The sequence below is a fragment of the Rhodoplanes sp. P11 genome (assembly GCF_964266735.1).
Lineage (GTDB): Bacteria > Pseudomonadota > Alphaproteobacteria > Rhizobiales > Xanthobacteraceae > Rhodoplanes > Rhodoplanes serenus.
The window spans coordinates 418,579-443,016 of the sequence record NZ_CAXWGY010000012.1 but is presented as its reverse complement, the minus strand read 5'-3'; the positions used below and the strand labels follow the sequence as shown (position 1 = coordinate 443,016).

The window sequence follows — 24,438 nt, the reverse complement described above, 5'->3', positions numbered from 1 at the left end:
CTCAGCGCAGCGGTCGCGCCGGGTTGCCGGCCACGGTGGCTCCGGCCGGCACGTCGCGGGTGACGATGCTGCCGGCGCCGATCACCGCGTCGTCGCCGACGACGACGCCCGGCAAGATCACGGCGCCGCCGCCGATCCACACATTGCGCCCGATGCGCACCGGGCGGCCGAACTCCAGCCCCTGGCGCCGCGGCTCCGCCTCGCGCGGATGATCCGCCGCGTAGATCTGCACGGCCGGACCGATCTGGGTGCCGTCGCCGATCTCGACAGGCGTAACATCGAGAATCACGCAGTTGAAGTTGAGGAAGACGTCGCGGCCGAGCGTGATGTTGAAGCCGAAGTCGCAGAAGAACGGCGGCCGGATCACGGCGCCGTCGCCGACCGCGGCGAGGCGCTCGCGCAACAGCCCGCGGCGCTCTGCCGGTGGCGCCGCCGCGGCGGCGTTGTAGCGGGCGAGCCACGCCTTGGTGGCGGCCTGGTCGGCCTGGATCTCGGCATCGCCCGGGCGATAGAGCTCGCCGGCCAGCATCTTCTGCTTCTCGCTCCGCGTCGTCCCGCTACCCATCGTCCCGCTGCTCGTCATTCCACCACTCGTCTGCTCGCTGCTCACAGGCTCTCGCACGCCTCGTGTCTCCGATCCGAGCGTGTCTCGTATTCACGCCCGACAGGGCCGTCGGTTCCGCCAGCCGCCGCGAATCGCATCCTGCCTGGACGGCATGGCCGAAGGGCGGCATGCGCGGCGAGCCGGTCCGGCGCCGCCGCGCTCATCTCGACTTCGTGCGTTGTGGCGGCCGGGGCGTCCATGCCACCTGGAGGCGTCGCGACTCGCTCGCATTGCCTCGAAAGGACAGGCCCATGAGGACTCCAGGTGCTCCGGTTGCCGCCCTGCTGCTCGCCGCCACCCTGACGGCGGCCACGCCCCTTCCGGCGGCGGCCCAGAGCCTCGATCTGTCGACCATCACCTGCAAGGACTTCTTCGAGGGCAGCAAGGACCGGCTCGACTTCGTGATCGCCTGGATGCTCGGCTACTACACCGACGAGGACGACCCCCCGGTGCTCGATTTCGGCAAGCTGAAGGAGAAGGCCGAGAAGCTCGGCGCCTACTGCGCGACGAACCCGACCCACGGCCTGATCACGGCGGCCGACAAGGTGATGGACTAGCCACGAGGCGCAGCGCCGCGTCGGTCGCTGTCCGCCGCCGTCATGATGCGTCGTGATCGCGCTGCCGATGCTGCCGATATCGTCGACGCGAGCTGTCGCGCAACGGCCGCATTCGTGCGGTACTCGCTTCCTGCACTCTCGTTCATCGTGCGAGCCCCGCGTCGTGGTGCTCGGTCGCGGCGCGTCGGCGATCAGTGCCGCGGCTTCGCTTCCGCGCGCCGGTGGCCCGTCGTGCTCCCCCCGAAGGAGATCGTGGCATGGATTCGAAGAAGCTTCTCGACGCCATCATGGGTGGCGGTGCGGCGCCAGGTGCCGCCGGGGCCGCGCAGCAGGGCGCTGCTGCCGGCGGGCTCGGCGACCTGCTCGGCCAGGTCGCGACCGAGCTGCGCGCCGGCATGCAGGAGGGCGCCGCCGGCAAGCCGCTCGGCTCCGGCAGCTTCGCCTCGATCATCGGCCAAGTCCTCGGTGCCGCGACCTCCGGTCTCCAGACGGCCGCGCGCGACGTCGAGGCCAAGACCGGCATCGGCGGCAAGGCCGATCAGGCGTTGAAGGATGCGATCGGGTCGAGCGCCGGCGATCTGCTCGCCAAGGCGCGCGATCTCGCCAGCCAGAACAAGCTCGGTGCGGGCGCTGCGCTCGGCGGCCTCGCCGCCATCCTGCTCGGCACCGGCGCCGGCCGCGGCATCGCGGCCAGCACGGCGCGGCTCGGCGGCCTCGCGGTGATCGGCGGCCTCGCCTACAAGGCGTGGGAGAACTATCAGGCCGGCAAGCCGCTGATCGATCTCGGCGGCCCGGTGGCGCCGGCGCCCGATGCGAGCCCGTTCGGCGAGACCGCCGACCATGCCCAGGATCAGGCGACGGCGCTGCTGATGGTGCGGGCCATGATCGCGGCGGCTTCGGCCGACGGCGTCGTCGACGAGGCGGAACGACGCCACATCGTCGGCGGGCTCGGCAAGGCCGCCTCCGATGCCGAGGCGGCCGCGGCGCTGGCGCGCGAGTTCGCCGCGCCGCTGTCGGTCGACCAGCTCGTCGCGGCGGCGACGACGCCGGCGGTCGCGGCGCAGGTCTACACGGCGGCGCGGCTCGCCATCAATCCCGACAACGTCGCCGAAACGGCCTTTCTGTCTCGGCTCGCCGCCGGGCTGAAGCTCGACCCGGGCCTGGTTCAGCATCTCGACGCGGCATCGCGGAACGCGGCGACCGGATAGCCGCGGCGGCGCATCAGCGGGTCGCCAGCGCCAGGCGGTCGCGGGCCAGCAGCTCGCGCGCCGCCTCGGCCGGCATCGCCTCGCCGAACACGAAGCCCTGCACGTATTCGCAGCCGAGCTGATACAGCTCGACGGCGTCCGAGTCGGTCTCGGCGCCCTCCGCCACCACCTCCATGCCGAGGTCGTGGGCGAGCCCGATGATCGAGCGCAGGATCACCGGCCGGGTGCCCTTCGCGGTGGTGCGGACGAACGACTTGTCGATCTTGATGGTGTCGAACGGGAAGCGTTGCAGATAGGCGAGCGACGAGTGGCCGGTGCCGAAGTCGTCGAGCGCCAGCCCGGCGCCCAGCTCCTTGACGCGCTGGAGGATCTGCGTCGCCAGCTCGGGATTCTCCATCACCAGGCTCTCGGTCAGCTCGAGCTTGAGGCTGCCGCGGAGCAGGCCCGAGCGCGCCATCACGGTGCGCAGGTCGTGGATGAGGTCGTGGCGCAGGAACTGGCGCGACGACACGTTGACGCTGGCGAACAGCGGCAGGCGGGTCGGCACGGCGCGCTGCCAGATGGCGAGCTGGCGGGCGGTGCGCTCCATGGCGAACAGGCCGAGATCGACGATGAGGCCGATCTCCTCGGCGATGGAGATGAACTCCGACGGCGACAGCCGCCCCATCTTGGGATGGTCCCAGCGCGCCAGCGCCTCGAAGCCGGCGACCGAGCGGTCCTCCAGCCGGACGATCGGCTGGTACAGGATGGTGATCTCCTCGCGCTCGAGCGCGCGGCGCAGCTCGGACTCGAGCGTCAGCCGGTCGGTCTTGCGGGCCCGCATGGCGGGCTTGAAGATCTCGATGCGATCGCCGCCGATGCGCTTGCCGTGATACATCGCCAGCTCGGCGTCCTTCAGCATCTCGTCGGCGCGCTGCGGCTGACCGTCGCCGAGCGCGAGGCCGATCGAGCCGGTCAGGATGATCTCGCGGTCGTTGAAGCCGATCGGCGCATTGATCGCCTTGCGCATCGTCTCGGCGAAGCCGACGATGCGGCCCGAGTCCTTCTCGGACAGGAGGATCAGGCCGAACTGGTCGCCGCCGAGGCGGGCCAGCGTGTCCTGGGGCTTCAGCAGGCGGCCGAGCCGACGGGCGAGCGTCAGCAGGATCGAGTCGCCGACCGCCATGCCGACCGAGTCGTTGACCTGCTTGAAGCGGTCGAGATCGATCACCATCACGGTCGGGCGGATCGTCGGATCGGCCTTGGCGAAGGCGAACACCGCCTGGAGGCGATCGAGGAAGAGCTGTCGGTTGGGCAGGCCGGTGAGGTTGTCGTGCACGGCGTCGTGCAGCAGCCGCTCCTCGGCGGTCTTGAACTCGGTGATGTCGGTCAGCGTGCCGACCAGGCGCACCACCTCGCCGTCGGAGCCGACCACCGGCCGCGCCTTGAGGGTGAACCACAGGTGATGGCCGTCGGCGGTGCGCAGGCGGAAGTCCTGCATCAGGCGGCCGCGGCGCTGCTCCAGCGCGCTGTCGAGCGCGGCGCGGAAGCGGTCGCGATCGAGCGGGTGCAGCACCTCCAGCCAGTTGGCGGCGGGGCCGTCGAGGGTACCGCGCTTGAGGCCGAGCACCTGCTCGGTCTCGGGGCTGGTGAAGACCTTGTCGGCGCCGACATCCCAGTCCCAGATCAGATCGCCGGCGCCGGTCAGCGCCAGGGCGCGGCGCTCGACATCGGAGACGATGCCCTGGGTGACGCCGCCCGCGAAGGCGTGCTGCATCACCGTGAAGCCGATCAGCATGACGATCAGCACCAGGCCGCCGAGCAGCGCCGGACCGACGATGTCGTTGGTGACGGCGCCCGTCACCGTCATGCCGGCGGCCAGCACCCACACCACCAGCAGGAACCAGGTCGGGATCAGCAGCACGGCGCGGTCGAAGCCGTGGGTCGAGAGATAGATCACCAGGGCGAGGCCGAGGGTCGCGACCAGCAGCAGCGACAGCCGCGCCACCCCGGCGGCGATCGCCGGGTCCCACAGGGCGACGCCGATCAGCGTCGCCAGCACCACCAGCCAGCCGGCGGTGACATGGGCGTAGCGGACATGCCAGCGGCTGAGATTGAGATAGGCGAACAGGAACACCACGAGGGTGGCGGCCAGGATCGCCTCGCCGCAGGCGCGCCACACCCGCTCGGCCCCGGCCGACATGTCGAACACCTTGCCCCAGAAGCCGAAGTCGACGCCGATATAGATCAGCACCGCCCACGCCAGCGCCGCCGCCGCCGGGAACATGACGCTGCCCTTGACGACGAACAGGATGGTGAGGAACAGCGCCAGCAGGCCGGCGATGCCGATCACCATGCCGTGGTACAGCGTGAAGCTGTTGACCTTGTCCTTGTAGGCTTCCGGCTCCCACAGATAGATCTGCGGCAGCCGCGGCGTGCGCAGCTCGATCACGAAGGTGATGACGGCGCCGGGATCGAGGGTGACGCGGAAGATGTCGGCGGTCGGGCTGTCCTGGCGGTCGGGGCGGTCGCCGGCGCTCGGCGTGATGGTGGCGACCCGCGACAGGCCGAGATCGGGCCACAGCAGGCCGGAGCCGACCATCTGGTAGTGCGGCACGACGATCAGCCGGTCGAACTGCTCGTCGCTGGTGTTGGCGAGCGCCAGCACCGCCCAGCTGTTGCCGCCGTCGCGGGCCCGCACCTCGATGCGGCGGACGATGCCGTCGGGGCCGGGCGCGGTCGACACCTGGACGCGGTCGCCCTCGGTCTGCTGGAGCTCGACCGCCTCGGTGAGATCGATGGCCGGCACGTCGGGCCGCACGCTGACGGCCTGCACGGCGTGCGCGGCCGGACCCGCGGCGAGCACCGCCACGATGACGAGAACGGCCGACACCAGCGCGGCGCGGACACCTCGAAGCAAGCCGAACCTCCAGGCTCTCACCCCCGGACCGAGCCGGGAGCGGGGTGCGGTGAACGACCAAACGACGCGCGATGGTCGCGCCAAATTCGATCGCATTTTCTACGGCGAACCGGAATCCACTTCGCCGGAAAATGCTCTAGACCGCGAGCACGATCTTGCCGATGTGGGCGCTCGATTCCATGCGGGCATGGGCGGCCGCCGCCTCGGCGAGCGGGAACGTCCGGTCCATCACGGGCCGCACCCGCCCGGCCGCGATCAGCGGCAGCACCGCCTCGCCGGCGGCGCGCACGATGGCGGCCTTGTCGGCGGTCGAGCGCGCCCGCAGGGTCGAGCCGGTGTGGTGCAGCCGCTTCAGCATGATGCGGCGGAAGTCGACGGTCGCCTTGGGCGAGCCCTGGAAGGCGATCTGAACGATCCGCCCCTCGACCGCGGCCGCCTCGTAGTTGCGCTCGATGTAGTCGCCCCCGACCATGTCCAGGATGAGCGTGGCGCCGGCCCCGTCGGTCGCCGCCTTGGTCTCGGCGACGAAGTCCTGCTCGCGGTAGTTCACGGCGACATCGGCGCCGAGCTTGCGGCAGGCGTCGCATTTCTCGGCCGAGCCGGCGGTGACGATCACCCGGGCGCCGAACGCCTTGGCGAGCTGGATCGCCATGGTGCCGATGCCGGACGAGCCGCCATGCACCAGCAGGGTCTCGCCGGCCTTCAGGCCGCCGCGCTCGAACACGTTGTGCCAGACCGTGAACAGGGTTTCCGGGACGGCGGCCGCCTCGGCGGCCGAGAGCCCGTCCGGCACCGGCAGGGCGTGGCTCTCGTGGGCGACGCAGTAGGGCGCGTAGCCGCCACCCGCCACCAGCGCCATCACCCGGTCGCCGAGCGCGAAGCGGGTCGCCCCTTCGCCGCAGGCCACCACGGTGCCGGCGATCTCCAGGCCCGGAATGTCGGGCGCTCCAGGGGGCGGCGGGTAGTGGCCCTTGCGCTGGGCGACGTCCGGGCGGTTCACCCCGGCGGCCTCGACCTTGACCAGAATCTCGCCCGGCCCGGGCGCCGGCACCGGGCGCTCTTCGGGGACCAGGACTTCGGGGCCGCCCGGCGCCCGGATGGCGATGGCGGTCATGCGGGCGGGAACGGGGTACGGCGTCGACGTCATGGAGAAAGGGGAGTCCTGTGTGGTTCGACCGGGCCGGCCCGAGGGCGCGCCGACGGCGCGCGCTTGCCACCCGGGTGGTCCTCGGCGCAAGGTCGCCGCGCCGGGCGCGGCGCAACGGCAGGCCGACACACTAGAGCATTTTGCCGGCGCGAGGGAACCTGTATTGCCGTCCGCGGGGGTGGCCGCCCCGGGATGGAGGCGGCGCGCGACGACCCCGGCCGGCCGAACGAGGAGGACCGCCATGGCGATCGGCGACGAGGACGACCGCCCCAAGCGCAAGCTCGGGCACGAGATCGGCCAGGACATCGCACTCCTCTCGGTGGCCGAGCTGGGCGAGCGCATCGACCTGCTGCGGGCCGAGATCGTCCGCCTCGAAGCGGCCCGCGACGCCAAGCAGGCGTCGCGCTCGGCCGCCGACCAGTTCTTTCGGCGCTGACCGGCTCGCCGGCCCGGACCCGGCCGTCCGCCAGGACCGATGCCCCATAAGGCCGATTTCCCGAGGCCGATGCGCCCGACCGGGGCTCGAGGCGCCATCCGCCCTGCATCCGGCGCCGGTCTGGCCCGCGCCGCCGGGCGGGCCGCGGGCTGCCGCCCGGCCGCGCCGGTAAGGGCTCGTTAAGCTTTCCCGAATATTACTGTGTACGTCCACCTCGTGGACATCGAGTGGCTCCTGTCCACTCTGTTTGACGCCTCCCTGTTGACACTTCGGGCCGCCTTCGTGGCGGCCCCTTTTTTGGCCTTCCGTGGGCGATCGGACGTCGCCGATACGGAAACTATGTCGAAAAATCTTGGCGGGGGCCGAAGTCCCGCCGGCTGGACTCCGGCTGTCCGCGCGCGCCATAGTCGCCGCGAACAGAGGGATTGCCATGTCCGACCATTCGCCGATCGTGGCGGGTCCGGTGTCGTTCGGCGCGAGGCTCGCGTCCTCCCAGGCTTTCGTGACGTTGTTCAGCGACGGCATGAAGCTGGTCGAGGAGACGGCGGCCTACCTGGACGGACCCGGCCGCAGCGAGTCCAAGCGCCTGGAGCGCACGTCGGCGCTGTCCTATGCGACCGAGAGCATGCGGCTGACCACGCGGCTGATGCAGCTCGCCTCCTGGCTGCTGCTCCATCGCGCCGTCAACGAGGGCGAGATGTCCCTCGACCAGGCCAACCGGGAGAAGACCAAGGTCAAGCTCGGCATGGCCGACCCGGCCGATCCCGACGTGCTGGCGCTGCTGCCCGAGCGCCTGGTCGAGCTGATCGACCGCTCGCTCAAGCTCCAGGATCAGGTGCGGCGGCTCGACGCCACCATTCACGCCCCGCTGCCCGAGGTGGCTCCGGCCGCCAATCCGTTGGAGCGCCAGCTCGGCCTGCTCAAGGCCGCCTTCGAGCGCGACGGCGACTGATCCAAGATCCGGCCGAGCACTCGTTCGACGATTGCCGCTGGATTCGGTTCGCGGCTTGCCGGGTTCGCGGCGTCGCCGCGCCCCGGAATGACGCGACCTGATACCAACGGCAGCACTCTCGGACTGCATCCTCCGTCATGGCCGGGCTTGTCCCGGCCATCCACGTTCTTGTTGTTGCTAGGCTTAAAGTGGATGCCCGGCACACAAGGCGGGCATGACGAGTCAGCATCAGCGGCCATTCGGCATGATCACCGGGATCTGGTGTGCGGCGCGCCGGCCCGTTCGGGTGCGGACCCCGGTCGCGACGTCGCGCGTCGGCGCGACCGCGGCCCGCAAACGCCGAAAGGCCGGGCGGCGGGCCCGGCCTCGAACCGATCGGCGATGCCGCGTGCGGCGGCTCGTCGGCGCGATTACTTCAGGCCGAGGCCCGAGAACTTCTTCTGGAAGCGCGACACGCGGCCGCCGCGGTCGAGAAGCTGCTGCGAGCCGCCGGTCCAGGCCGGGTGCGACTTCGGGTCGATGTCGAGACGCAGCGTGTCGCCGGCCTGGCCCCAGGTCGTCCGGGTGTTGAACTCGGTGCCGTCGGTCATGATGACCTTGACGGTATGGTACTGGGGGTGGATGTCGGGCTTCATCGCTCGGTCCTGATCGTCGCGCTGTGTCGATGGTTGCGGGGTCTATAGCCCAGGGGGTGCGGCGAGACAAGCCGGCGTCGCCGGCCCGCGCCCGACCGTAGGCGGCCACCATGTCCTCGAAAAAGCCGCACCGGAGGCGGCCGCCGCATTGTCACCGGCCACACGGCGAGGCATTGTCCGCCGCGCGGCGAGCCCGTCGGCGTCTCCCCGGCGCGCGGGCTCGCTCTCGCCTCATCAGTGGACGTCGAGCGAGATCATCCATGAATCTGGACAGCGGAGGGCGCGGGCTCGGATCGACCGGGCCGCAGTCTGGCGAGGTCACCGCCGGCCGCCGTGACATCCGGCCGCTTCTCGCGGTCGTGCCCTATGTGATGCGCTACAAGGGCCGCGCGCTGGCGGCGCTGATCGCCCTGGTCACCGCCTCGCTCGCCACCCTGGTGCTGCCGGTCGCGGTCCGCCGCATGATCGATGTCGGCTTCACCCAGGATGCCGCCGGGCTGATCCACCAGTACTTCACGGTGCTCCTGATCGTGGCGGGCGTGCTCGCCGCGGCGAGCGCGCTGCGCTACTACCTAGTCACCACGCTCGGCGAGCGCATCGTCTCCGACCTGCGCACCCGCGTGTTCGAGCACCTGACGGCGCTGTCGGCCGGCTTCTTCGACAGCGCCAAGAGCGGCGAGCTGATCTCGCGGCTCTCCGGCGACGCCACCCAGCTCAAGTCGGCGGTCGGCGCCTCGGTGTCGATCACGCTGCGCAACCTGCTGCTGTTCCTCGGCTCCACCCTGATGATGGTGGTGACCAGCCCGCGCCTGTCGCTGTTCGTGCTCGCCGCCATCCCGGTGATCGTGCTGCCGCTGGTCGCCTTCGGCCGCATCGTGCGGCGCCGCTCGCGCGAGGCGCAAGACACGCTCGCCGAGGCCTCGGGCTACGCGGCCGAGCTGATCGGCGCCATCCGCACCCTCCAGGCGTTCACCAACGAGGCGATGGCGACGCACCGCTTCGCCGCGGCGGTCGAGCGCGCCTTCGCGGCGGCGGTGGCCTCCACCAAGGCGCGCGCCTGGCTCACCGGCATCGCCATCTTCATGGTGTTCGCCAGCGTGGTGGTGATCCTGTGGGTCGGCGCCCAGGACGTCGCCGACGAGCGGATGACGGCCGGGCGACTGAGCCAGTTCGTCATCTACGCGGTGTTCGCGGCCGGGGCGCTCGGCGAGCTGTCGCAGGTGTGGGGCGAGATCTCGCAGGCGGCCGGCGCCGCCGAGCGGCTGAACGAGCTGCTCGCCATCGAGCCCGACATCGAGGTGCCGGCGAGCCCGGTGCCGCTGCCGGCCAAGCCGCGCGGCGAGGTCGCCTTCGAGGCGGTGCGCTTCCATTATCCGACCCGGCCCGAGGTGGCGGCGCTCGACGGCGTGTCGTTCACGGCGCGGGCCGGCGAGAAGGTGGCGATCGTCGGTCCCTCGGGGGCCGGCAAGAGCACGCTCTTTCACCTGATGCTGCGCTTCTACGATCCCGACAGCGGCGCCGTGCGGTTCGACGGCGTGCGCCTCGCCGAGGCCGATCCGCGCGCCGTGCGCTCGCGCATCGCGCTGGTGCCGCAGGATGCCGCGGTGTTCGGAGCGAGCGTCGCCGAGAACATCCGCTTCGGCCGGCCCGACGCCAGCGACGCCGACGTCGCCCGCGCGGCCGAGCTGGCCGCCGCCTCGGAGTTCATCGCCCGCCTGCCGCAGGGCATGGACACGCCGGTGGGCGAGCGCGGCGTGCTGCTGTCGGGCGGCGAGCGCCAGCGGCTCGCCATCGCCCGCGCCATCCTGCGCGAGGCGCCGCTGCTGCTGCTCGACGAGGCGACCTCGTCGCTCGACGCCGAGAATGAGACGCTGGTGAAGACGGCGCTCGCCCGCCTGATGCAGGGCCGCACGACCCTCGTCATCGCGCACCGGCTGGCGACGGTGTTGTCCTGCGACCGCATCCTGGTGATGGACCAGGGTCGCATCGTCGAGGAGGGCACCCACGACAGCCTGGTGCAGCAGGGCGGCCTCTATGCCCGCCTGGCCCGCCTCCAGTTCGACACGTCGCCGGAGCCGATGCCGGTGGTGTGAGCGACCGTTCGGCCACTCGGATGGCGGCCGCCGCCCGAGCTGCTGCCGCGATCAGAGTCGCCGAGCGGCGCCGGTGTCGCGGGCGATGCGCAGGGTGCGCAGGCGGTGGCGGATATCGTCGGCGACCAGCGGCGAGCGCCGCACCGGCGTGAAGTCGGCGGCGCGGTGCCGGCTGCCGGCGGCGCCGCGGAAGACCTTGAAGCCGTCGCCAGTGGCCACCACGTCGCCGGCCCGCAGCGTCGGGTCGGCCGCGAGATCGATCTTCGCCAGCCCGAAGGCGTCCCGGCCGTTGCAGGTGCAGCCGCCGACCAGCTCGCGGCGATACAGATGGGCGGTCGGCAGCGCCGCGTAGCGGCTGCCGTCGGTGGCCATCGCCTGATCGATGCCGGGACCTTCGAACACCTTGGTGCGGCTCGCCGGGCACAGCGCTCCGCACAGCTTGGCCGGCGTCACCGCGGCGGCCGGGCTGAGCGGGAAGAAGCGGCCGTCGCACAGCCGCACGCAATAGGCCGCCTGGGCCGGCGCGGCATCGGGGACGAGCATCGGGGCGGCCGGCGTCTCGCGATCCACCGCCAAGCCGGACGGGCCATAGGCCATCACCGGCACGGTGCGGGCAGGCGACGGCGCTGCCGCCGGCGGCGCGAAGGCCCCGAACAGCGTCGAGAACAGGTCGCCGGCCGGCCGCACGGGCGCGGAGGCGGGTGCCGGCCGGCTCGACCAGGACGCGGTCTGGGCAGCCCCGGGGCCAGCGTCGGTGATCAGCAACGCGGCGGCGACGATCAGCAGCACGCGCGCCGAGCGGCGGTGCGGGGTGCGATGATTGTGGGATGTGGTGGTGGTCATCGCGGGCGCGGGCGGCCTGGTGTGGACATTCTCGGAGCGGGCACCGGCTGCGGTCGGAGGCGGTCGACGGCTGCCCTCGGCGGCTCGTCGAACCCACTCGGGTCGCTCACGGCGGGCCGAACTCGTCGCCTGATCTTACTGCGTCCCTCGCGCGAGACATTGCGACGCGAGGCGCTGGCGTCCCGGTCTCTCGCGATGGCGCGAGGGAGAGGGGAGGTGGGTGGCGGGGTCCGCAGACCCCGCCTGGGCACTCAGTTGGTGCGCGGGCCGGTCAGGCTGTCGGCGGTGCGGGCCGGAGTGGCCGGCACGGCGGCGGCCGGCGCCGGGCTCGCCGGCTGGGCTGCGACCGGCTTGGCGGCAGTGGGCTTCGCGGCGGCGGGCCGCGCAGGCGCGCCCACGGTGCGGCGGCCGTTCATCGGCAGAACCACCACGGTGGCGCCGGGCTTCACCCGGGCATAGAGGTCCATCACGTCCTCGTTGGCGAGGCGGATGCAGCCGGACGAGACGCGCTTGCCGATGGTCGACGGATCGTTGGTGCCGTGGATGCGATAGACCGTGTTGCCGAGATACATGGCGCGGGCGCCCATCGGGTTGCCCGGGCCGCCGGCCATGAAGCGCGGCAGATAGGGCTGGCGCTGGAGCATCTCGGACGGCGGGGTCCAGTCCGGCCACTCGCTCATCCGGGTGATCTGCTCGACGCCCGACCAGGTGAAACCCTCGCGACCGACGCCGATGCCGTAGCGCATCGCCTTGCCGCCGCCGAGCACCAGATAGAGATAGGTGTTGGGCGTGTCGACCACGATGGTGCCGGGCGCCTCCGATCCGCTATAGGCCACGACCTGGCGGCGCAGATGCGCCGGCGTGACCGTGCGGGTCTCGTCCGCCTGGTCGAGGCGGATGCGCTCGTCGCTGATGTAGGGGTCGATGCGCGAGGTGCGGTAGCCGTCCGGTGCGAACAGGGCCAGCGGGTCGGCCTTGGCGGGGGTGAACGTCGCGCCGGCGATCATCGCCGCCACGGCACCGACGACGAGATGAAGCTTCGCGCTGCGAGCCATGTCACCCTCCCCGAAATATCCCCGGCAGATCGACTGCCGCATCTACAACCGCGAATCGGGAAAAGAGTTCCGTGGCGTTAACGATGAAAATTAAGCAAACGTGAATCTGATCCGAGACATCGCGACGTGATCACGCCGCGAGCTGCCGCGTGAGAGCAGTCGGCGAGGCCCGCGGAAAAGCCCTTGTGAGAAGGCCCGCGGAGAAGGCCGTCGCAGGCTTGCACGCGGATCGTCGCACGAGACCCGGCTGATCAGCTCGTCGATCCCATGCCGATGGCCGCTGATGCCGACTCGTCAGGCCCGGCACTCGGGTCCGGCCTTCGGCCGGCCCGAGCACATGCCTCGTGCCGGGCATTATCAGGCTGAGCAGCAACAATGACGTGGATGGCCGGGACAACCCCGCGCCCGCAACGACGGCGAGCCGATTACTCGGGGGTCGGAGGCCCACCGATCCGATCAAATCGTGCCGTCGCCGCGCGGCTTCTGCCCGGTGGCGGAAACGAAAACAGCCGGGCGAGGCCCGGCTGTCGTCACAGGTTCGTGATCAGATCGCTCGCGTCGCGCAGCTCACATCGATCGCAGCTCACATCAGGGCGGCGAGCTTGGTCGGCGTCGGCGCCTCGACCAGGCACTTGCTCAGGATGTGCGAGAGCTGCGGCGAGGCGATCGGGCTCGCGGCGGGATCGCAGCCTTCCGGGATGCGCGGCCGGCCGGCCGGCGCGCTCGCCGGCTTCGCCGGCAGGTCGCGCGAGTTGACGGACGGCTGGTTGGGCAGCGCCGGCTTGGGCGGAATGGCGTCGGTGGCGACCGGACGCACGGCGCTCGCCGGCGTCTCACGCACCGTCACGGCGGGCAGCACCACGCCCTTGGTGACGACGGTGGCGTTGGTCAGCGGATCGCTGCGATACAGCACGCGGCCGTCGCGATCGCGATACACGATGGCGGCGTCGCGGATGCCGATCACCTCGACGGTGGAGATGACGCGGGCCTCGGGCCGCTCGGTGGCGGCGTCCGGCAGGCGATCACTTTTCCGTGCGCGGTCCACCGGCGCGGCCAGCGAGGCGGTGCGATCCGCCTTGGCGCGCTCGGTGCCGCCGAACACCGGCTCCCCTCCGATCGTCACGACCGCCCACGCGACCAGCGCGGAAACGCCCATGGCAGACAAGATCTTGGTCTTGCACATCGGATCGGTCCAATATGCCGAGAAGGCCCCGTGCGAACAGACCGCCCCCGGACGGTCCGAGCTGATAACAGTCTGTTAATCAGTTTGTTCCTTCACGGCCCCGTGAGGTTCACGGCCGATTCGCGTTCTGGGCGGCGGAGCGGAGGGCGAGGGTGGGGGCGCCGGCTCAGCGGGCGGCCAGCAGATGCGAGGCCGGGATCACCATGCGGCAGCGCACACCGCCCGGATCGAAGCTCAGCACCACCTCGGCGTCGAGGGCGCGGGCCAGGTTCTTCTCGACCACCAGGGTGCCGAAGCCGCGGCTCTCGGGGGCGGCGACGTCGGGGCCGCCGGACTCCGACCACAGGATCTCGATCGCCTCCTCGCCGCCGGCCTCCGCCGGCTTCAGGCTCCAGGCAATCGCCACCCGTCCGTCCGGCACCGAGAGGGCGCCGTAACGCTCCGCGTTGACGGCGAGCTCGTGCAGGGCGAGGCCGTAGCTCTGGGCGGCGGCCGGCTTGAGGTGGATGGGCGGCCCCTCGACCGAGACGCGGGCGGCGGCGCCGTCGAGATACTTGGCGAGCTGACGGCGGGTGAGGTCGCCGAGCGAGGCGCCGTACCAGCCCTCTTGGACCAGCAGGTCGTGCGAGGTGGCGAGCGCCTGGAGGCGCGCCCCGAAGGCATCCAGGAACGACTCGATGCTGCCGGAGTGGCGGGCGGTCTGGCGCGCCATCGCCTGGATCACGGCGAGCAGGTTCTTGGAGCGGTGGGTCAGCTCGCGCATCAGGAGGCGCAGATGGCTCTCGCCGGTCTTGCGCTCGGTGACGTCGAACAGCGCGCAGGCCACCCCGATGACGGCACCGGCGGAATCGAGCAGCGGCTCGACATGCAGCTCGTACCAGCGGGTTTCGCCGTGCTTGACGCTGACTTCGCCGCCCTGCGCCTTGCCGGTGGCGAGCGCCGCCCGCGCCAGGGTGCCGAACTGGGCGACGCTCTCGGCCGGCAGGATCTCGGCGTCGGTGCGGCCGACGATGTCGACGACCTCGCGCCCGAACAGCGGATTGCTGATCGAGGTGAAGCGCAGGTCACGGTCCTGGGTGAACAGGGTCATGTGCGAGCCGCGCAGCGCGATCTCGTAGCGTTGCAGCACCGTGCGCAGCTCGTCGGCGAGGCGGCGCTGCTCGCTCTCCAGCGAGCGCAGGCGCGAGATGTCGATGGCGGCCCCGGTCAGCCCGGCGATGGCGCCGTCGAGGCCGCGGGCCGGCTCGAGGTGCACGGCGTACAGCCCGCGCTCGCGCGGGCTGACGACCGGCAGCTCGCAGGTCTCCGCCTGCCCGGTCGCGAGCACGCGGCGCTTCACCGCCACGATGGCGTCGCGCTCGCCCGGCGGGAACACCTCCTCGTCGGTGCGGCCCACCATCCCGTCGCCGCTATCGCCGCCGGGATCGTAGACCCAGGTGTAGCGGAGATCACGATCTTGTGAGAACGCATGCACATAGGCCCCGCGCAGCGCCGTTTCCAGCCGCGCCGTGACGGTCGACAGCTCGCGGGTGCGCTCGACCACGCGGGTTTCCAGCTCGCGCTGCACGGTCTCCAGCTCGCGCAGCGTCACCTCGTGGCCGGCGACCTCGCGGCGCAGGCTCTCGTTGGCCTGGGCGAGCTGGGCGGTGGAGGGGGCGCGGGCGAGCTGCGGCAGGAGCGGCAGCAGCAGCACCACGGTGGCGGAGGCGAGCACCGCCACCACCGCATTGGCGAGATTGAACAATCCGCCCCAGGGCAGCACCGCCGCCAGGGCGCCGAGCAGATGCGCGAGGGCGGAGGCCAAGAGAAAGCCGCCGCCGGCCCAGACCAGGGCGCGGTACTCCCGCCGCAGATCGGCGCGCTGGCGCGCGACCCACACGAGCCCGAACAGAATCCCGAAGAAGCTGAAGGCGATGAACGCTTCGGTGGTGAGCCGCAACAGGTCGGTGCCGGCGCGTCCGGCGACCGTCAGGCCGTCCGGCGCGAGGCCGAGCCACGCGACCAACCCGCTCATGTCCCACACTCCATCGGGGCCGAAGGGCCACCCGAATCCTGCCGGGCCCTCCAGTCTCCGCTTTGATTTCGGGCAAGCGTGGCGAAGCCGCCCGGTGTCGGGAGCGGTCCGCGGCCGCTCCCTCGGCCCGGATTCGGGTGCTGTGCCCGAGCGGAACGCCGTGACGCCGTCGATGGTTTCTGTCGCGGGAGGCGCTGCGGCCGCAGAGAAGACGCCGCCGACGCGGCGCCTCCCGGAGGGAGGCGAGCTCGGGTCCAAAATTTTTTCAAGATGTCCGGAACCAATGTCCTGGTGGTCGGTTGTCCTGGTGACCGGCCGCCATTCCCCCTCCCCCCCCGTGCTCGGCCGGCCATTTAAGGCGTGGTTGACTTCGTCAACCACGCCTTTTCTCTGTCCGGGCCCTTTCGCGGTCCACGCTCTTTATCTCTGTCCAGGTCCCGCGCCCCGTGTTCGCGCTGCCCGGCTCGTCGCGCCTCGCTGGCCGGCGGTCCGGCCGACCTCTTCCGACGGCCCATCTCGTCCTCGGCTTACGGAGGGACCGTCCTCCCCAAGGCAAGACGGTACGACATGCGGGAGATAGGAAGCGGCGCAGGAGGCGGACGCGGCGGGACCTGGCGATCACCCGACGGGTGGGAGCCCGCGGCGACGGCGTCGCCGCGGGGAGGCGTCAGGCTGGAATTCGGCGCTCGCGCCGGGTGGCGTTGCGCTCGAAGAACAGCGCCTGGCTGACCACGGCCGAGACGGTGGCGGGCTGGAACGGCTTGGCGATCAGGAAGGCCGGCTCCGGCCGCTGGCCGGTGAGGAAGCGCTCGGGATAGGCGGTGATGAAGATCACCGGCACCTCGAAGGTGTCGAGCAGCTCGTTGACGGCGTCGAGGCCGGAGCTGCCGTCGGCGAGCTGGATGTCGGCGAGGATCAGGCCCGGCCGCTTCTTCTGGGCGATCTGCACCGCCTCGCTGTGGGTGCGGGCGATGCCCACCACGCGATGGCCGAGGCTCTCCACCAGCCCTTCGAGATCGAGGGCGATGAAGGTCTCGTCCTCGATGATGAGGACATCGGTGGCGATCTCGGCGGCGAGCTCGCGGCCGGCCTCTTCCACGAGGCTGCGAATCTTGGAGAGATCGACGTCGAGGATGCCGGCGGCGTCCTCCTCCGAGAAGCCTTCGAGCGAGACGAGCAGGAAGGCTTGCCGCGCCTTGGGCGTGAGCTGGCCGAGGCGCCGCTCGGCCGGGCTGTCGGGCTCGACCAGATCGGAGGAGCCGTTGACCGGCAACGAGTTCCAGATCGCCGTGAAGCAGCGGAACAGGGCCACCTTGGGCTTGCCGGCGTCGGCGAGAATCGACGGCTCCTTGACGATGGCCTCGAGGGTGGCGGCGACGTAGGCGTCTCCCGACGACTGGCTGCCGGTGAGCGCGCGCGCATACCGGCGCAGATACGGAAGATGGTGAGCAACCATTTGCGCCGACGACAAAGCTGGAACTCCCAAATGTGTGTGACCCCGTGGACGAGCCCGAGGGGAACGCGGTGATCACATAAAGGTTCCCTCGGCTGGAACTATGACAGGTTTCCGGAGTTGGTTCAAAGTGCGCGGGGGTCCGGCGTTTCCCGGGTCACGGGCGAGCCGGTGTGAGGACATGATGAAGGAAAGAAAGTCGTCGCGGCCCGAAGGGTTGGTTCAGGTGCGTCCGAGCCCGGCGAGACCGGGCCCCGCCTTGAACCGCGAGATTCAGACCAAGATCGGACAGCAGCTCCGGGCCGTCTACGACGATATCGTCGACCAGGGCGTGCCCGATCGCTTCGCCGATCTCCTGCGTAATCTGGACACCAAGGCGGTCCGCACGGAAGGCGTCGACAAGGACGCGAGCGAATGAGCCGCGATCCGTCCGGACGGGCCGACTCGCGCAACGACGCGAGCGTTCGCGAGGCCATGCTGGCGGCCGTGCCCAGCCTGCGCGCCTTCGCCATCTCGCTGTCGGCCAATGTGGACCGCGCCGACGACCTGGTGCAGGAGACCCTGCTGCGGGCCTGGGCCAATCTCGATTCGTTCGAGCCCGGCACCAACATGTCGGCGTGGCTGTTCACCATCCTGCGCAACCTGTTCCGCTCCGAGTACCGCAAGCGGCGGCGCGAGGTGCCGGATTCCGACGGCGCTTATGCGGACAGCATGAAGACGCAGCCCGAGCAGGCGAGCCGGGTCGAGTTCGAGGAGTTCCGCGAGGCACTCGGCAAGCTGCCGCCGGACCAGCGCGAGGCGCTGGTGCTGGTGGGCGCGTCCGGCTTCTCGTACGAGGAGGCCGCCGAGATCTGCGGCTGTGCGGTCGGCACCATCAAGAGCCGCGTCAACCGCGCCCGCACGCGCCTCGCCGAGCTGTTGGCCATCGAGAGCATCGAGGACCTCGGTCCCGATCGCGAGCTGCGCGCCGTGTTCTCGGGCGGCGGCAGCTAAATACCTTACTTCTTGTTCGGCTCGCACCGGCCGCGGCAGTCCGCCGTGGCCGGTGCGTTGCTATGGATGCGCCGCAGTAGATGAACCACTATAGGTGCGCCCATTACGGGTGCGCCACTGCGGTGCGACCGCCCTGCGAGGGCCGGTCCCCGGCTCCCTCCGCCGGCGGCTGCGGGTCGCACCATGCTTCCGCCATCGAGACACGGCAACGGGAGGGCGGCTCGACACGGCGATTCCGGTTGGGCCATAAGGTTCCGGCGGGCCACGAGGGCCGCGCCGCGGCGGAGGACCTCCCCATGACCCACTCTCGGCCCGACACGCCGGCCGGCCGCCTGCTGCGGCTGCCGCTGGTGCGCCTGCTGGCGATCAACCTGGCCATCGGCCTGGTGATCGCGGTGCTCGCGGTGGCGGGGCTCATGGCCCTCGACGCGCATCGGTTGCGGACGCTGGTGCTCGGCGACCAGTCGCCGGTGGTGGCGATCGGCCTCCTTCTGTTCGGCTTTGCCGTGACGCTGGGGAGCTGGGTGATGGGCACCGCCGTGATGCGGCTCGGCGAGCGCGACGACGGCGCCGGCGGCGGCGCTGCGGCGCCGGCCGCCCCCGCGGTGGAGCGGCGCGGCGAGCCGATGGCGGTGCGGGCGAGGGGGCCGCGTCGCTGAAGCGCCGCATCGGAGCTGGACGGGGGCGGAGAATGCGACAGACGACGACGGGGCTGCGCCGGGGCGGCGCGCGATGGGGCGTGGGGTGGGGCGCCGCCGCGCTGGCGGGCCTCGTGCTCACCGCCTGGCTCGGGCTGGCGCTGGTGGCCGCGACAGCGGGGGCCGCCCAGCCCGGCGCCAAGCCGGCGGCCGCGCCCCAGCCGCCGCCGGTTGCGGCGCGCCTCGACGCCACCAAGGCGAGCCTCGACGAGATCGAGAAGGCGCTCGCCGCCGACGCTCACTTCGACGACTCCCTCGCCGAGCTGCGCCGCCGCCTCACCGTCATGCGGGCCGAGCTGCGCGACACCATCGGGGCGCTCGAAGGCGAGCTGAACCAGGCCACCGCCCAGCTCAAGCAGCTCGGCGATCCGCCCGAGGAGGACCAGCCCAAGGAGGACCCCGGCGTCGCCGCCGAGCGGGCCAAGCTGACCAAGCAGCAGAGCGAGGTGGAGGCCGCCGTCAAGCAGGGGCGGCTGCTGCTGGTCAAGGCCGACGAGGCGAGCGAGCGGGTGACCGACCTGCGACGCGGCCTGTTCACCCGCGAGCTGTTCGCCCGCAGTGCCGGGCTGTTCAACCCGACCTTCTGGGCCGACGTCTCCGAGGGCCTGCGCTCGGAGGCCGGCCGCCTCGTCCAGCTCGGCCGCGCCTGGTGGCTCTATGCCGGCGCCGCCGCGACCCGCGGCAGCGTCGCCGGCGCGGCGCTGACGCTGCTCGGCTTCGGGCTCGGCGCCGTGCTGCTGTTCCGCTGGCTGCACCATCGGCTGATCGACGGCGGGCTGGCGGCCCGCTTCGACCGCGCCTACCAGGCCGTGATGGTGCTGCTCGCCCATGCGCTGACGATGCCGGCGGCGGTGATCGTCACCGTGCTGGTGCTGGAGAACTACGGGCTGATGCCGGCGTGGATTCGCAGCCTCGGGGTCGGCATCGGGCTCGCGGTGGCGACCGCCAGCACCGGGCGGGCCGTCGCCCGCGCGCTGTTCGCGCCCGACCAGCCGAGCCGCCGGCTGTTCGCCTGGAGCGACGCCGAGGCGACCCGGGCGACCTTTCACCTGACCTGGGCGGCGCGCGCGCTCGGCCTCGTCATCGTTCTCAACCTGATCCACAAGACGACGACCGCCCCGATCGCCCTGACGGTGGCGACCAGCGCCATGCTGGCGGTGACGATCGTCGGCCTCGCGGTCAACTTCATGTGGCGGACCGCCCGCGGCGCCGCCGCAGAGGATGCGCCGCCCGGCCCGGGCCTGCGTGGCGCGCGGGTGCTGCTGGCCCTCTTCGTGGTGGCCATCGCGGTGCCGCTGGCGGCCGGCTACATCGCGCTCGCCGCCTTCATGGCGAGCCGGCTGGTGATCGTGCTGTCGCTGGCCGGCATGCTGGTGGTGCTCGATGCTTTCGTGGATGCGCTGTTCACCCAGGTGCTGTCGGGCGGCAGCGAGCGCGGCCGCGCCATCTCCGGGCTGCTCGGCCTGTCGAGCCGCGGTCTCGACCTCATCGCCACGCTGCTGTCGGCGATCATCCGGGTGTCGCTCTTGGTGCTCGCGATCCTGGCGGTGCTCGGGCCGTGGGGCGTGTTCGCCGACGACGTGCTGACCCGCCTGGCCGAGGCGGCGTTCGGCTGGCAGGTCGGCGGCGTCACCATCTCGATCCAGACCGTGCTGGGCGCCATCGCCATCCTCTTGATCGGTGTGCTCGGCGTGCGTGGCGCGCAGCGCTGGCTGGAGACCAGCTTTCTGCCGCGCACCGCCCTCGACCCCGGCTTGCAGCACTCGATCTCGACCCTGTTCGGTTACGCGGGCCTGATCGGCGTGCTCGCCGCGGTGCTCGGCTCGATCGGCATCGACCTCCAGAAGATCGCCCTCATCGCCGGCGCCCTCTCGGTCGGCATCGGCTTCGGCCTGCAATCGATCGTGTCGAACTTCGTGTCGGGCCTGATCCTGCTCGCCGAGCGGCCGATCCGGGTGGGCGACTGGGTGGTGGTCAAGAACGAGGAGGGGTTCGTGCGCAAGATCAGCGTGCGGGCCACCGAGATCGAGACCTTCGATCGCGCCAGCGTGATCATCCCGAACTCCGAGTTCATCACCTCCTCGGTGAAGAACTGGACGCACGGCAACACGCTCGGCCGTGTCATCCTCAAGGTGCGGGTGGCGTACGACAGTGACGTCGAGCGGGTGCGCGAGATTCTCGCCGGCTGCGCGCGCGCCCATCCGCTGGTGCTGCGGGCGCCGCCGCCGGGCGTCTTCCTGCTCGGCTTCGGCGACATCGGGCTCGACTTCGAGCTGCGCTGCATCCTCTCCAATGTCGAGAACGGCCTGTCGGTGAAGAACGACCTGCACGTCGCGGTCTTGCAGAAGTTCCGCGAGGCGGGCATCAAGATTCCCTACCCGATTCACGACGAGCGCGTGCCGGGTCCGCCCATGATCGAGGAACCGACACCATGATGTCCGCTCGCCGCCTGCCGCGTCCGTCGCGGCATCTGGTCGTGCTCGCCGCCGCCGCGCTGGCGCTCGCCGGCTGCGCCGGGGATCGCGACCCCGGGGTCGACGAGCCGAGCTTCTACCGCAATCTCACCAAGGGCGCCGATCTCGATCCGGCCGCGGCGGCCTCGATGATCTCCGGCTATCGCCGCAACAACGGCCTCGGCGCCGTCACCATCGATCCGATCCTGATGCGGCTCGCCGAGGAGCAGGCGCGCGCCATGGCGGCGAAGAACAAGCTCGACCACAATGTCGGGCGCGACTTCAAGACCCGCATCGCCGGCTCCGGCTTCGACGCCCGGATGGCGGTCGAGAACGTCTCGGCCGGCTACCACACGCTCGCCGAGGCGTTCTCGGGCTGGCGCGATTCGCCGCCGCACCGCGCCAACATGCTGGCCAAGGACGCGACCCGCATGGGCATCGCGGCCGCCTTCGCGCCGGGCACCAAGTACAAGGTGTTCTGGGCGCTGATCCTGGCGGCGCCCGACCAGCGGGCGGAGGCCGGCCCGGCCGGCCCGGCGGCGGTGCCGGCCGGCGGCACCCCGGGCGGCGGCACCGCGGGTGGTGGCGCGCCGCATCGCTGGGGCCTGTCGCAGCAATGGGCGATCCGCTGAGCGCGGGGCCGATCTCCGCACGGTCGCCGGGCCCGGAGAGGCCGCGGCGGTGAAGCGGCGGAAAGCGACTGGTTCGAAGTGTGCGAGAACGCGCAGTGGTGGCTTCAATGAGGCCGCGGCGGTGAAACCGCGGAAAGCTCTTAAGGGCGGCCAGATTGTGTGGGGTCTTGCCAAGGTGCTTCAATGAGGCCGCGGCGGTGAAACCGCGGAAAGCACACGCGGCGCTTTGCGTGATCTTCGCGGCGAATACGAGCTTCAATGAGGCCGCGGCGGTGAAACCGCGGAAAGCTTCGATACGGTCAAGCTTTTGCGCTGCGATAACATGGCTTCAATGAGGCCGCGGCGGTGAAACCGCGGAAAGCCCCGTCCAGAAGCGCAATGGCGGGGCGGAATTCAGCCGGCTTCAATGAGGCCGCGGCGGTGAAACCGCGGAAAGCGCGGCGCCACAAACCCGCTAACCCACCCCACCGTCTCGCTTCAATGAGGCCGCGGCGGTGAAACCGCGGAAAGCGCGGTCGTCGGGCGGCGCGAGGCGGCGTGATGGCGACGCTTCAATGAGGCCGCGGCGGTGAAACCGCGGAAAGCGCGGTCGTCGGGCGGCGCGAGGCGGCGTGATGGCGACGCTTCAATGAGGCCGCGGCGGTGAAACCGCGGAAAGCCAAGCCCGCGCCTCGGGGCCGCGCTGAAGGCAGGAGCTTCAATGAGGCCGCGGCGGTGAAACCGCGGAAAGCAACCACGAAAATCAGCCTCCCCAACATACGGTTAACGCTTCAATGAGGCCGCGGCGGTGAAACCGCGGAAAGCGCGATGGCGCAAAATTTCTTTCGTCGGCTCGTGACTATGCTTCAATGAGGCCGCGGCGGTGAAACCGCGGAAAGCCTATCTCGACGTGATGCACGCGCTTGCGTCCGCGCTCGAGCTTCAATGAGGCCGCGGCGGTGAAACCGCGGAAAGCCCTTGCGGGGCGGCCAGAGTCGGCCTGATCGAGAGGGCTTCAATGAGGCCGCGGCGGTGAAACCGCGGAAAGCCTCCGTAATCGTTATACGTAGTATTAACCTCTTGCGAAGCTTCAATGAGGCCGCGGCGGTGAAACCGCGGAAAGCGATTGAGTATAGGTATCTAGCCCATTTTGCCGTCGAGCTTCAATGAGGCCGCGGCGGTGAAACCGCGGAAAGCGAGGCGGGCAATCCCGTCACCGGGGCCGCATTCGCATAGCTTCAATGAGGCCGCGGCGGTGAAACCGCGGAAAGCTCGCGGTGCCGCCCAAGCGCAAGGTCGGCGCCGCTGCGCTTCAATGAGGCCGCGGCGGTGAAACCGCGGAAAGCTTTGAGCGCGTTGACCATTGGGTGACCCTGCATCCGGGCTTCAATGAGGCCGCGGCGGTGAAACCGCGGAAAGCCTACAGGAGTTTCCCAATTATTTAATGTTATTGTATAGCTTCAATGAGGCCGCGGCGGTGAAACCGCGGAAAGCGGACCCCGGATGGCATCATCGTCCACATCCGGAGGTCGCTTCAATGAGGCCGCGGCGGTGAAACCGCGGAAAGGCATCGGCTACGCCACGGGAGCTGGTGGCGGGGTCACGGCTTCAATGAGGCCGCGGCGGTGAAACCGCGGAAAGCGCGCCAGCGGGAGGAAACATCATGAATCAGGTGGGTCGGCTTCAATGAGGCCGCGGCGGTGAAACCGCGGAAAGCCTTCGTCGGGATGCCGAAACAGCGCTGCCGGCTCGTCGCTTCAATGAGGCCGCGGCGGTGAAACCGCGGAAAGCTTCGTGCCGCAGGACATCGTACCGCTTGACGCCCTGGCTTCAATGAGGCCGCGGCGGTGAAACCGCGGAAAGCCGTGATGGTGCCGTCCGCCGTCAATTGTAGCTTGTCACCGCTTCAATGAGGCCGCGGCGGTGAAACCGCGGAAAGCCGGCCCCGGCCGCACGATCGCCACCTGGATGACGAGCTTCAATGAGGCCGCGGCGGTGAAACCGCGGAAAGCTGTTCCAGCTAGAACGTGAAGCCAATGCTATTGCAGCTTCAATGAGGCCGCGGCGGTGAAACCGCGGAAAGCAAATTTACTAATGGTGCCTGATGAAAGTATTAATTGCTTCAATGAGGCCGCGGCGGTGAAACCGCGGAAAGCCGGCAGGGCTCAACGCGACGGGCGACGCGGACATCCGGCTTCAATGAGGCCGCGGCGGTGAAACCGCGGAAAGCCAGTCAGGCCCTAGGGCTTTCCTTGCGCCTCACCTTCGCTTCAATGAGGCCGCGGCGGTGAAACCGCGGAAAGCGCCACCGGCCCCTGCGCTCGCCCCCTCCCCGACACCAGCTTCAATGAGGCCGCGGCGGTGAAACCGCGGAAAGCAGCTTGGCGGTAATCACCGCCTGTTGAAGCGCACGGTCAGGCTTCAATGAGGCCGCGGCGGTGAAACCGCGGAAAGCCGATCGGTGTCCCCACGAGAGGTTCATCGATCAATTTGCTTCAATGAGGCCGCGGCGGTGAAACCGCGGAAAGCGTGCCGGGCAGGCCGGCCGCGCTGTTCCTGCCGCGGCTTCAATGAGGCCGCGGCGGTGAAACCGCGGAAAGCTTA

General features: G+C 70.6%; 19 protein-coding genes and 1 CRISPR repeat array (1 of these 20 only partly in view). Of the genes, 10 read left to right on the top strand and 9 right to left on the bottom strand.

From position 1 onward, the window contains the following. Position 1: 1 nt before the first annotated feature. Positions 2–583: a sugar O-acetyltransferase gene (locus ACFQUV_RS11190; RefSeq protein ID WP_280176774.1), complete on the bottom strand. Its 582-nt coding sequence runs from the start codon at positions 581–583 to the stop codon at positions 2–4. A 272-nt stretch (positions 584–855) separates the two neighbouring features. On the opposite strand from ACFQUV_RS11190, the gene ACFQUV_RS11185 reads away from it, so the two are divergent. Together ACFQUV_RS11185 and ACFQUV_RS11180 are read left to right on the top strand one after the other, a co-directional pair. Next, positions 856–1,161 (top strand): HdeA/HdeB family chaperone, encoded by a 306-nt coding sequence (locus tag ACFQUV_RS11185; protein WP_111388371.1) that lies wholly within the window; start codon positions 856–858, stop codon positions 1,159–1,161. Between the two features lie 257 nt (positions 1,162–1,418). After that, positions 1,419–2,369: a tellurite resistance TerB family protein gene (locus ACFQUV_RS11180; protein ID WP_129611562.1), complete on the top strand. Its 951-nt coding sequence runs from the start codon at positions 1,419–1,421 to the stop codon at positions 2,367–2,369. 13 nt (positions 2,370–2,382) lie between these two features. Here the strand turns inward: ACFQUV_RS11180 and ACFQUV_RS11175 are convergent, their stop codons facing one another. Continuing rightward, complete coding sequence (locus ACFQUV_RS11175; protein ID WP_371851757.1) at positions 2,383–5,268, bottom strand: EAL domain-containing protein; 2,886 nt, start codon at positions 5,266–5,268, stop codon at positions 2,383–2,385. Between the two features lie 136 nt (positions 5,269–5,404). After that, complete coding sequence (locus ACFQUV_RS11170) at positions 5,405–6,415, bottom strand: NAD(P)H-quinone oxidoreductase (protein WP_129611564.1); 1,011 nt, start codon at positions 6,413–6,415, stop codon at positions 5,405–5,407. 241 nt (positions 6,416–6,656) lie between these two features. Here ACFQUV_RS11170 and ACFQUV_RS11165 point away from each other — a divergent pair, with 241 nt between their 5' ends. Together ACFQUV_RS11165 and ACFQUV_RS11160 are read left to right on the top strand one after the other, a co-directional pair. Next, positions 6,657–6,851 carry a DUF1192 domain-containing protein gene (locus tag ACFQUV_RS11165; RefSeq protein ID WP_129611565.1) on the top strand — a complete coding sequence of 65 codons (195 nt, stop codon included), beginning with the start codon at positions 6,657–6,659 and terminating at the stop codon, positions 6,849–6,851. Positions 6,852–7,281: 430 nt separating this feature from the next. Beyond that, a complete protein-coding gene (locus ACFQUV_RS11160; protein WP_129611566.1) occupies positions 7,282–7,803 on the top strand; it encodes a DUF1465 family protein in 522 nt (173 codons plus the stop codon). 410 nt (positions 7,804–8,213) lie between these two features. Here ACFQUV_RS11160 and rpmE read toward each other — a convergent pair whose 3' ends face one another. After that, a complete protein-coding gene (gene rpmE / locus ACFQUV_RS11155) occupies positions 8,214–8,438 on the bottom strand; it encodes a 50S ribosomal protein L31 (RefSeq protein ID WP_111386631.1) in 225 nt (74 codons plus the stop codon). Between the two features lie 260 nt (positions 8,439–8,698). On the opposite strand from rpmE, the gene ACFQUV_RS11150 reads away from it, so the two are divergent. Further along, positions 8,699–10,531, top strand: coding sequence for an ABC transporter transmembrane domain-containing protein (locus ACFQUV_RS11150; RefSeq protein WP_129611567.1), 1,833 nt, complete (start codon positions 8,699–8,701; stop codon positions 10,529–10,531). A 51-nt stretch (positions 10,532–10,582) separates the two neighbouring features. On the opposite strand, the gene ACFQUV_RS11145 is transcribed toward ACFQUV_RS11150, so the two are convergent. The 5 genes from ACFQUV_RS11145 to ACFQUV_RS11125 form a co-directional block, all read right to left on the bottom strand. Further along, complete coding sequence (locus ACFQUV_RS11145) at positions 10,583–11,374, bottom strand: DUF2865 domain-containing protein (protein ID WP_129611568.1); 792 nt, start codon at positions 11,372–11,374, stop codon at positions 10,583–10,585. 251 nt (positions 11,375–11,625) lie between these two features. Then, positions 11,626–12,429, bottom strand: a complete 804-nt coding sequence (locus ACFQUV_RS11140; RefSeq protein WP_129611569.1) for a L,D-transpeptidase — start codon at positions 12,427–12,429, stop codon at positions 11,626–11,628. A 583-nt stretch (positions 12,430–13,012) separates the two neighbouring features. Beyond that, positions 13,013–13,552, bottom strand: coding sequence for a hypothetical protein (locus ACFQUV_RS11135; RefSeq protein ID WP_129611570.1), 540 nt, complete (start codon positions 13,550–13,552; stop codon positions 13,013–13,015). A 226-nt stretch (positions 13,553–13,778) separates the two neighbouring features. Continuing rightward, positions 13,779–15,626 carry an HWE histidine kinase domain-containing protein gene (locus tag ACFQUV_RS11130; RefSeq protein WP_129611571.1) on the bottom strand — a complete coding sequence of 616 codons (1,848 nt, stop codon included), beginning with the start codon at positions 15,624–15,626 and terminating at the stop codon, positions 13,779–13,781. A 667-nt stretch (positions 15,627–16,293) separates the two neighbouring features. Then, positions 16,294–17,097 carry a response regulator gene (locus tag ACFQUV_RS11125; protein ID WP_129611572.1) on the bottom strand — a complete coding sequence of 268 codons (804 nt, stop codon included), beginning with the start codon at positions 17,095–17,097 and terminating at the stop codon, positions 16,294–16,296. Between the two features lie 163 nt (positions 17,098–17,260). On the opposite strand from ACFQUV_RS11125, the gene ACFQUV_RS11120 reads away from it, so the two are divergent. The 5 genes from ACFQUV_RS11120 to ACFQUV_RS11100 all read left to right on the top strand — a co-directional run bounded on the left by ACFQUV_RS11120 (position 17,261) and on the right by ACFQUV_RS11100 (position 21,855). Further along, on the top strand, positions 17,261–17,497 hold the full coding sequence (locus ACFQUV_RS11120) for a NepR family anti-sigma factor (RefSeq protein WP_378394817.1): 237 nt from the start codon (positions 17,261–17,263) through the stop codon (positions 17,495–17,497). Then, complete coding sequence (locus ACFQUV_RS11115) at positions 17,494–18,072, top strand: sigma-70 family RNA polymerase sigma factor (protein ID WP_111387743.1); 579 nt, start codon at positions 17,494–17,496, stop codon at positions 18,070–18,072. Before ACFQUV_RS11120 ends, ACFQUV_RS11115 begins: the two co-directional genes overlap by 4 nt. A 296-nt stretch (positions 18,073–18,368) precedes the next feature. Continuing rightward, positions 18,369–18,731: a hypothetical protein gene (locus tag ACFQUV_RS11110; protein WP_207211618.1), complete on the top strand. Its 363-nt coding sequence runs from the start codon at positions 18,369–18,371 to the stop codon at positions 18,729–18,731. Between the two features lie 32 nt (positions 18,732–18,763). Next, entirely contained in the window at positions 18,764–21,205 is a 2,442-nt protein-coding gene (locus ACFQUV_RS11105; RefSeq protein WP_378394814.1) for a DUF3772 domain-containing protein, read from the top strand. After that, positions 21,205–21,855: a CAP domain-containing protein gene (locus tag ACFQUV_RS11100; RefSeq protein ID WP_207211440.1), complete on the top strand. Its 651-nt coding sequence runs from the start codon at positions 21,205–21,207 to the stop codon at positions 21,853–21,855. The genes ACFQUV_RS11105 and ACFQUV_RS11100 overlap by 1 nt, the downstream gene beginning before the upstream one ends. A gap of 29 nt (positions 21,856–21,884) precedes the next feature. Then, a CRISPR array of direct repeats spans positions 21,885–24,438; the repeat unit is 36 nt; unit sequence GCTTCAATGAGGCCGCGGCGGTGAAACCGCGGAAAG; it runs 9,769 nt beyond the window's last position.

Bases quoted from the DNA above. Each gene is read 5' to 3' on its own strand.
- ACFQUV_RS11190 (WP_280176774.1), bottom strand. From the start codon at position 583: ATGACGAGCAGCGGGACGATGGGTAGCGGGACGACGCGGAGCGAGAAG.
- ACFQUV_RS11185 (WP_111388371.1), top strand. From the start codon at position 856: ATGAGGACTCCAGGTGCTCCGGTTGCCGCCCTGCTGCTCGCCGCCACC.
- ACFQUV_RS11180 (WP_129611562.1), top strand. From the start codon at position 1,419: ATGGATTCGAAGAAGCTTCTCGACGCCATCATGGGTGGCGGTGCGGCG.
- ACFQUV_RS11170 (WP_129611564.1), bottom strand. From the start codon at position 6,415: ATGACGTCGACGCCGTACCCCGTTCCCGCCCGCATGACCGCCATCGCC.
- ACFQUV_RS11165 (WP_129611565.1), top strand. From the start codon at position 6,657: ATGGCGATCGGCGACGAGGACGACCGCCCCAAGCGCAAGCTCGGGCAC.
- ACFQUV_RS11160 (WP_129611566.1), top strand. From the start codon at position 7,282: ATGTCCGACCATTCGCCGATCGTGGCGGGTCCGGTGTCGTTCGGCGCG.
- rpmE (WP_111386631.1), bottom strand. From the start codon at position 8,438: ATGAAGCCCGACATCCACCCCCAGTACCATACCGTCAAGGTCATCATG.
- ACFQUV_RS11150 (WP_129611567.1), top strand. From the start codon at position 8,699: ATGAATCTGGACAGCGGAGGGCGCGGGCTCGGATCGACCGGGCCGCAG.
- ACFQUV_RS11145 (WP_129611568.1), bottom strand. From the start codon at position 11,374: ATGACCACCACCACATCCCACAATCATCGCACCCCGCACCGCCGCTCG.
- ACFQUV_RS11140 (WP_129611569.1), bottom strand. From the start codon at position 12,429: ATGGCTCGCAGCGCGAAGCTTCATCTCGTCGTCGGTGCCGTGGCGGCG.
- ACFQUV_RS11130 (WP_129611571.1), bottom strand. From the start codon at position 15,626: ATGAGCGGGTTGGTCGCGTGGCTCGGCCTCGCGCCGGACGGCCTGACG.
- ACFQUV_RS11120 (WP_378394817.1), top strand. From the start codon at position 17,261: ATGATGAAGGAAAGAAAGTCGTCGCGGCCCGAAGGGTTGGTTCAGGTG.
- ACFQUV_RS11115 (WP_111387743.1), top strand. From the start codon at position 17,494: ATGAGCCGCGATCCGTCCGGACGGGCCGACTCGCGCAACGACGCGAGC.
- ACFQUV_RS11110 (WP_207211618.1), top strand. From the start codon at position 18,369: ATGACCCACTCTCGGCCCGACACGCCGGCCGGCCGCCTGCTGCGGCTG.
- ACFQUV_RS11105 (WP_378394814.1), top strand. From the start codon at position 18,764: ATGCGACAGACGACGACGGGGCTGCGCCGGGGCGGCGCGCGATGGGGC.
- ACFQUV_RS11100 (WP_207211440.1), top strand. From the start codon at position 21,205: ATGTCCGCTCGCCGCCTGCCGCGTCCGTCGCGGCATCTGGTCGTGCTC.